The sequence below is a fragment of the Adhaeribacter sp. genome (assembly GCF_057359045.1).
In genome coordinates this window covers 23328-31115 of record NZ_JBMQUD010000031.1, presented here as the reverse complement: position 1 = coordinate 31115, position 7788 = coordinate 23328, and the positions used below count along the sequence as shown (strand labels likewise).

The 7788-nt window shown below is 43.8% G+C and carries 3 protein-coding genes; 2 read left to right on the top strand and 1 reads right to left on the bottom strand.

Features of this window, described 5'->3' with window-relative positions; all coding sequences use genetic code 11:
- Positions 1-299: 299 nt before the first annotated feature.
- On the bottom strand, positions 300-1607 hold the full coding sequence (locus ACO1R6_RS05385; RefSeq protein WP_486262848.1) for a BNR-4 repeat-containing protein: 1308 nt from the start codon (positions 1605-1607) through the stop codon (positions 300-302).
- A 1019-nt stretch (positions 1608-2626) separates the two neighbouring features.
- On the opposite strand from ACO1R6_RS05385, the gene ACO1R6_RS05380 reads away from it, so the two are divergent.
- Both ACO1R6_RS05380 and ACO1R6_RS05375 read left to right on the top strand, forming a co-directional pair.
- Positions 2627-3526, top strand: coding sequence for an ABC transporter ATP-binding protein (locus tag ACO1R6_RS05380; RefSeq protein ID WP_486262846.1), 900 nt, complete (start codon positions 2627-2629; stop codon positions 3524-3526).
- Positions 3523-7113, top strand: a complete 3591-nt coding sequence (locus tag ACO1R6_RS05375; RefSeq protein WP_486262844.1) for an ABC transporter permease/M1 family aminopeptidase — start codon at positions 3523-3525, stop codon at positions 7111-7113. Before ACO1R6_RS05380 ends, ACO1R6_RS05375 begins: the two co-directional genes overlap by 4 nt.
- Positions 7114-7788 lie beyond the last annotated feature (675 nt).

Here is a 7788-nt window from a genome sequence, read left to right as displayed (position 1 = left end):
GGCAAAAAGAATAAAAAACAAAAAGAAACGGCCGGTTTTTTGTAATCCCAAAGACATACTAAAAAATTAAAATGCTAATAAAATTATTGTTCTATAAACTGATACAAATGCTTGCCTGGTCCTCTAAACCTTTCTTTCTGCGCCGTTCAGACAGATGGCAAAACCTCTTCATTCCGGCACAATAAGCCAATATTAATAATTGCCTGCTAAAACAATTAAAATTAAATATTATATCAAACAAATTATTAATGCAGGCACCCCGGTTCTTGGGCATAAAACCTATTCACCAATATTTCAGGTTAACGCATATTTATCAATAAATCTGTTTTATAGCGGGTATAATGTTCATAGCGTCCGTGCATCCACATAACCAGCGGTTTTTTACCAGCGTAATCAGCCACTACATAAGGCCGGATATTATTAGCTGTTGAATTTTGAGTTAGCGCCGTGGTTTTCCAATTATCTCCTTTTAGTTGCCAGTGCTCAATTTCAAAAGTGCCATTTATTTGCCGCGATAAATAAACATTATCCGGTTTGTGGTGGTCCAGGACAATGCCGCCCGAGTAATGTTCTTCGAGTACTTTGCCCGATTTTTCGGGTTTGGTGATATAGCCTCCGGCATTTACCACTTGCCGGTCAATCCATTTTTTACCGTTCCAGCGGGTATAATAATAAATATGCTCGTGCACCGACGGGTAGCGGGCATAGGCAATTACCGGCCGGTTGTTTTTATCGAGGGCAATATCCCAGAACCAGGCTTTGGTTTGATGCACGTTTACATCGTACACTTTGTTAATTTTAGACAGCTGGAGCGGTACTTCATGCAGGCTGGCAATAATATTGCCGTTGGTTTGATGAAATTTACCTTTTTGGTAAAACATGTGGTAAACCGATGCCGGCCCGATTTTAGGATGCCCGTCGGTAAATACAAAGTCGATGCGGGATTTATTATCGGACGTTACTTTTAGGTACGGGGCATTGTTAATGGCTCTGGTGTCGAGGTAATACCGACCATCCTGCCAGGTATTTCCCAAATCATCGCTGTAAGTGAAATATTGGCCCCAGCCGGTAAATGATTGGCCCGGCGTAGTACCCCGGAAAAATAAATATATGCGGTTGTTTTCGCCGGACAGCATAACCGGATGTGCATAACAAAGACGTTTAGTGGGTAAGTTAAAGTTAATTATTTTTTCTTCTTCCCATTCGGTAATGTCTTCGGGCCGCTTGCTCTTGCGCATAAAAAAGCGGCCGTTGTGCTCGGTATAAAACGTTAATATTTTACCATCGGGCAAAAATAAAATAGCGGGCACGTTGTGGTCGTCAATCTGCAGCTTTTCGTGTAAAATAAAAGTGTGAATTACTTGGGTCTTTTCGTCGCGGGCACTTAACACCACATCGCCCTGGCTATTAATGTAGCCGTAATAAATTTGCTCGTGCTGCCCTTTGTGGTAAATCGCCCGCGGGTCGGAGAACCAGCACCAGGCCCCATCCTGGGCTACTGTTTTATAAGCCGATGCGGGCGTTTGAGAATAACCAGAGAAGCTAAAAAGCAAGCCAAAAACGAGTAATAAGAAGTGTTTAAGGAGCAATATGAGAAATTTTATCATTCTTTAAATATGAAATAATAGATATTATGCTTCGGAATATTCCTGTCTCTTTTTAGCAATAATAAAATCACTTTACCAATTGATTCCCTCCTCAGAAGTCTTGCTCCGTGGCTATTTTTTTTAAGTAAATGTTACAAAAAGGCAAATAGCAATACTAAGAAAAAATACAGAATAAATAGGGTGCCCATGCGATAAGAGAAGTACTCTTATGGAACCACTAGAAAGCAGTAAACCCATTTCTATTATATTAATGCATACCAGAATATAAATTGGTACAATACAGAAATCCGTCTTAAATCTGCTGTAATGTAAACTCAACCGTAAATGGCTAACCCCCACAAATAGAAAGGACTATGTACAATAAAATAAGGTAATAACCCAGCTAAAATAAAAATAATCATTATAAGAAGCCGTTACATCTGGCTTATGCAATACTAGAATCGTTGCTATAAATAATTCTTATTAAAGTAATAGCAAATAGCCTACACAATAACATAAACCCACATTTTGTCTTAATTAAGTAACCATTCTGCTAGAAAAGTGAATTCCACAAGAATTTTGTTGCTGCTACGCAAGAGGCTATTATAACGGCGGTTGGTGCTCCTCCTATACTTTCATTTTGTTAGGCTTCGCCATAATTTAGGCCTGCGGGTCTGTAAAATTTGTTATTTAAGTAGTCCCAGTAACTGCGTAATTCTCTCCAAAACACCTACTGCCTACAGCTGGCCGCAGCCGCACAAAAGAGAAACCAGATATAAACCAACTCCCTTTCATTAGCATCATAAACTGTTTTATAAACTAAAAACCTATTTCAGAAAATTTATTTCATATACTAGCTTGCAATACATAGTACTATCTATTACCTTGACATCACCTATTCATCTGTTTTAGCACAGGTGTTTAGAAGAGTATCACTTTTAGTTAAATAAATAGATTAATACTTCTGGGTCTTGCTATTGTAAGGTTTTGCACATCAGCTGATAAGGCTAGATTAAAATGACAGCTAACAAAATAAACCTATGACGCTACAAATTACCAACATCTCCAAATTATATCCCAATGGGGTGCAGGCACTCCAAGATGTTACGCTCACTATTCCCAAGGGCATGTACGGCCTTTTGGGGCCGAACGGAGCCGGCAAATCTACCCTGATGCGCACGCTGGCCACCTTGCAGGAACCTGATTCCGGAAATATTTACCTGGATGATATTGATGTTTTAAACCAGAAAGAAGCGGTACGCCAGACGCTGGGATATTTACCGCAGGAGTTTGGGGTTTACCCTAATGCCAAAGCAGAAGATTTACTCGATTACTTTGCCGTGCTCAAAGGCATTACCAACCGGGCCGCCAGAAAAGAAGTAGTGGAAGCTTTACTGAAACAGACCAACCTGTGGGATAAACGCCGGCAGAAACTGGGCAACTTCTCGGGCGGTATGAAGCAGCGCTTTGGCGTGGCCGTAGCCCTGCTGGGAAACCCGAAGTTAATGATTGTGGATGAACCTACGGCAGGTTTAGATCCGGCCGAACGGGTGCGCTTTCTTAATTTATTAAGCGAGTTAGGCGAGAACAGCGTCGTTATTTTATCTACACATATTGTAGAAGATGTAAGTGAACTCTGCACCCGGATGGCGATCATCAACAAAGGGCAAATATTACAAGAAGCAGAGCCTTTGCAAGCCGTGGCGGAACTACAGGGAAAAATCTGGCGCCGCATTGTGCAAAAAAGTATGTTGCCAGCCTTGGAGCAAGCGTATAAAATTATCTCTACCAAACTTATTGGCGGGCGAACAGCCGTTCATATCTACAGCGAAGAAATTCCGGGCAACGGCTTTGAATTAGTGGCTCCTGACCTGGAAGACGTTTACTTCAGCACCATGGCCGGACATACCGGAAACCATAAACCGGAGGTTGCAAGATGAAGCTCTGGAATATTTTTCGCTTCGAGTTTGGCTACCTGGCCCGGCGCATTTCCACCTGGCTTTATTTAATAGTCTTACTCGCCTTTACCTTTCTGATGAACGGGCTCACCACCCCCGGCGACGGCGTATACCCGAACAATACTTTCCATATAACGGCCGTAACGGTAATTGGTGGCCTTATCTGGCTAATAATGGGCGCCTCCATTGCCGGCGAAGCCGCCGCCCGGGATGTGCAAATGCGGATGTATCCGCTTACCTACAGTATGCCGGTTTCAAAGCTCGATTATTTGGGTGGCCGGTTTCTGGCCGCCTTTGCGGTAAATGCCCTGCTGATATTTTCTTTGCCGGTAGGTACACTGCTTTCCTTCTATCTACCTGGCTTAGCTCAAGATGGTTTATTACCGTTCCGGCCAACGGCTTACCTAAGTGTTTACTTTTTTATTGCCTTACCCAGTGCTTTTGTGGCAACCGCCCTACAATTCAGTTTTGCCGCCCTAAGCCGCCAGGTTATGACCAGTTATCTGGCCAGTTTGCTATTAGCCCTGGTTGCTCAAATTATTGCTATATCAGTGGCAAAACTCTTCGGGAACTGGGACCTGGTAAAATTACTTGACCCGGTGGGTGTTACCGGTATTGTAGGCAACGAACTGCAAACCTGGACGCCAACTGAAAAAAACACGCGACTTGTTTCCCTAACCGGCATGTTTCTTTTAAATCGCATCTTGTGGCTTAGCATTGCCATAGGATTATTGTTGTTCACTTACATGCGAGTCAGTTTTGCTAATCCGGTAACGAGCAGCTGGTGGAGCCGTTTAAAACGGCAACCAAAAGTACAAGTCAATATTCCTGCTGAAACCGCAATAGTAAGAGCAACTGCCATTTTTGTTCCGCAGTTACAGCAACGTTTCAACTTTAAAACTTATTTCTACCAAACGCTCGCCATTACCTCGGCATCATTTAGAAAAATGGCCCGAAACCCCGTCGGACTTACGCTGGTTGCTTTAATTACTTTGTTATCGGTGGTGTTCAGCAATAAAATCATGACGCAGTTTGGCATTCCGCTGCTGCCCACTACTGCGCAAGTGTTAGGTTACTTGGCCACTCCGGTAAATAACCTCGGTAACCCGTGGGTGGTTATTCCGCTACTCATTATATATTTCAGTGGCGAACTTGTCTGGCGGGAACGGGATGCGGGCTTAAGTGATATTTTTGATGCAACACCAGTGCCGGAATGGGTACTTTTTATCGGTAAGTTTTTAGGGATAGCCTTCCTTATTCTTGTTTGGGTATTATTGGTTCTGGCCGGAGGTATAGGAATGCAGTTAAGCCAAGGCTACGATAATATAGATATAGGCCTGTACTTACAGGTACTTTTCGGGATTCAATTTATAGATTACCTACTCTTTGCCCTGCTCGCGCTGGTAGTACACGTAGTGGTAAATCAAAAATATATCGGTTACCTGGTGCTGCTGCTGGTTTTTAGCTTTATGGCTTTTCCTGCCACCTTTCGGGTAGAGCACAAAATGCTGATTTTTGGCGCAGACCCGGGCTGGTGGTACACCGATATGCGGGGCTTCGGACTTACCCTTAAGCCCTGGCTGTGGTTTAAAATATATTGGTTAGCCTGGGCTTTGCTGCTGGCAGTACTAGCACGATTGCTTTGGGCACGGGGAAGAGATCAAGGTTTAAAATACCGTATTCAATTAGTAAAGCGCCGGTTCACTCGCTCCACAAACAGTGTTGCCCTACTTGGTGCCGGGCTTCTTCTTACCTTAGGAAGCTTTATTTTCTATAATACGAATGTGCGGAACGAGTACCTGACCAGCTCCGACCTAAACGAACGGAAGGTGGAATACGAACGGCGTTACGGCCGGTTCCGCAATACCCCGCAACCCCAACTAAAGGCTACCAAACTGCACCTAGAAATTTATCCCGACCAACAGCAAGCCAATATTTATGCTACATATACCTTGGTGAATAAAAATACAATTCCCACAGACACCATCCATCTGGGAAGTGTTTCGGGCATAGCGCCTACAGAAGTAAAGTTCAATCGGCCAACTACCGGCGTGCTGATAGACAAAGTACTCAGCCACCAAATATATGTTTTAAAGCAACCACTTCGGCCAGGAGATTCCTTGCAAATAAACTTTAGCGTGCACTATAACCCGCGTGGATTCGAACATAATGGTTCAAAGGCATTAGTAGTAAAAAACGGCACTTATTTCACGAATTTTGACTTGCTCCCAGGCATTGGTTACCAAACTAACCGGGAAATAAAGGATGCGAATCTTCGGAAAAAGTATAAGCTTCCTGCGCGCCCGGAACTCCCTTCGCTTTATGATGCGGAGGCACGTAAAAAACCATTTAGCACCGACCAAACCACCTTAGAAGCCATTGTAGGTACGGCCAAAAATGAAGTTGCCGTTGCACCGGGCCTTTTACAGAAAACCTGGACAAAAGGCGACCGCCGCTACTTTCACTACAAAACAGATACACCAATCGGGGGCGAATATTCCATTTTATCTGCCCAATATGGTATAAAAGAAAGCAATTGGGAAGATGTTGCCATCCGAATTTACTATCATCCAAACCACGCTCAAAACATAGACCGGATGCTTAAGAGTGTTAAAGCTTCGCTGAAATATTACACAGCGCAGTTTGGTGCTTACCCTTATAAATATTTCACGGTAGTAGAACGCGCTGGTTCCGGGGGCGGCGCAACGGCCGATGCCAGCATCATCTATTACGGCGAGCAATATGCGCTGATGAATCCCGATGTTAGTCCGGATGGGTTTGACCTCCCGTACTATATTTTGGCGCATGAATTGGCGCACCAATGGTGGGGAATGGCCCGGTTAACCCCGGCCAACGTGGAAGGGGCCGGGGTGCTGATTGAAGGCCTTGCGGTTTATTCCGGGATGCAGGTGCTGGAAAAGACTTATGGGGATGCCCATTTGCGGCAATACGTGAACTATCTGCATGCTGCCTATGAAATGCCCCGCTCCCTCGCCACCCCTTCCTTAATCAGGGCCAACGAAAACTTTTTATACTACCGCAAAGGCGGACTAGCCATGTATGCATTGAGTAAGTACATTGGTAAAGAAAAAGTAAATGGTGCGTTGCGGCAATTACTCCAAAAACGCACTTCGGGAAATGTCCCCCTGCCCACGACTCTTAATCTCTACCAGGAGCTGCAAAATGTTACCCCTGACTCCTTAAGTTACCTGTTACACGACCTGTTTAAGCAAAACACGTATTGGCGCCTCAAATCAAAGCAATTGGCGGCCACACACACCGAAGCCGGGAACTGGCAGGTTACGCTAAAGGTGCAGGCGCAAAAGGTGGTCATTGCTAATACGGGTGCTGAAAAGGATGTACCGATGAATGATTGGCTGGAAATCGGCATTTATGAGGAAGGCAAAGGGTTAAACGAGCCACTTTACCTGCAGATGCACCGCATTCGGTCTGGCGAGCAGACCATAAAAGTAACTGTGCCCCGCAAGCCTAACCGAGGCGGTATTGATCCAAATCACCTGATGATTGACCTGAGATTGGACGATAATATCATGCACCTAGACGGGTAGGTCAAATTTATGATTTGTTCTAAACAAATAATTTAAAATAAACTTAGTTCTACCCTTAGAGATTTGCCTGAAGGTTATTAGCTGAAGTTTTTTTGAAACAGGATATTTCCTTGGAATAAAATATTTAGCTTCTTTTACCTTTTCAGATGAACTCTTCACCAGTTTTATTAAGCTGTCCTGCTTAAAAAGCTCCATCACTTTAGGATAATGTATGTAATTCTGATAGAAATTTTCATGAATACGGGCCGGCCTACTTAAACTATTAATAAAGTACCTTGGGAATCATCCACTGTATTTGTCTCTTTAACAGCAATTGCCAATTGCTTATCAATATCCTGTGCTAAAAGAGATGGCTTTTGAAATATCGCCTTTTTAATGCGTTATTGTTTTACGACGGTTAAATCAGCAGCAGTTACCTGGTTGTACCACATTTTAAACTGGGCACATTACCTGGTGGTACCAGCCAGAATAAGGCATCAGCTCTGGTTATTGCTGCAAATACTTCTTCTGGGTTCCCCCAATTAGCTACTGCGGTAACAGCGTGCTCCAGCACAAGCTGTTCCAAGCGGCCAGCATTTTGACCGTTGTGCCGCCTGCCCCTAAATTTCTTTTAAAAAATAATGTTTATTTAAAGCAGGATGGTAAATCTGTAAATTCCAGGGTACGGGTTCAATG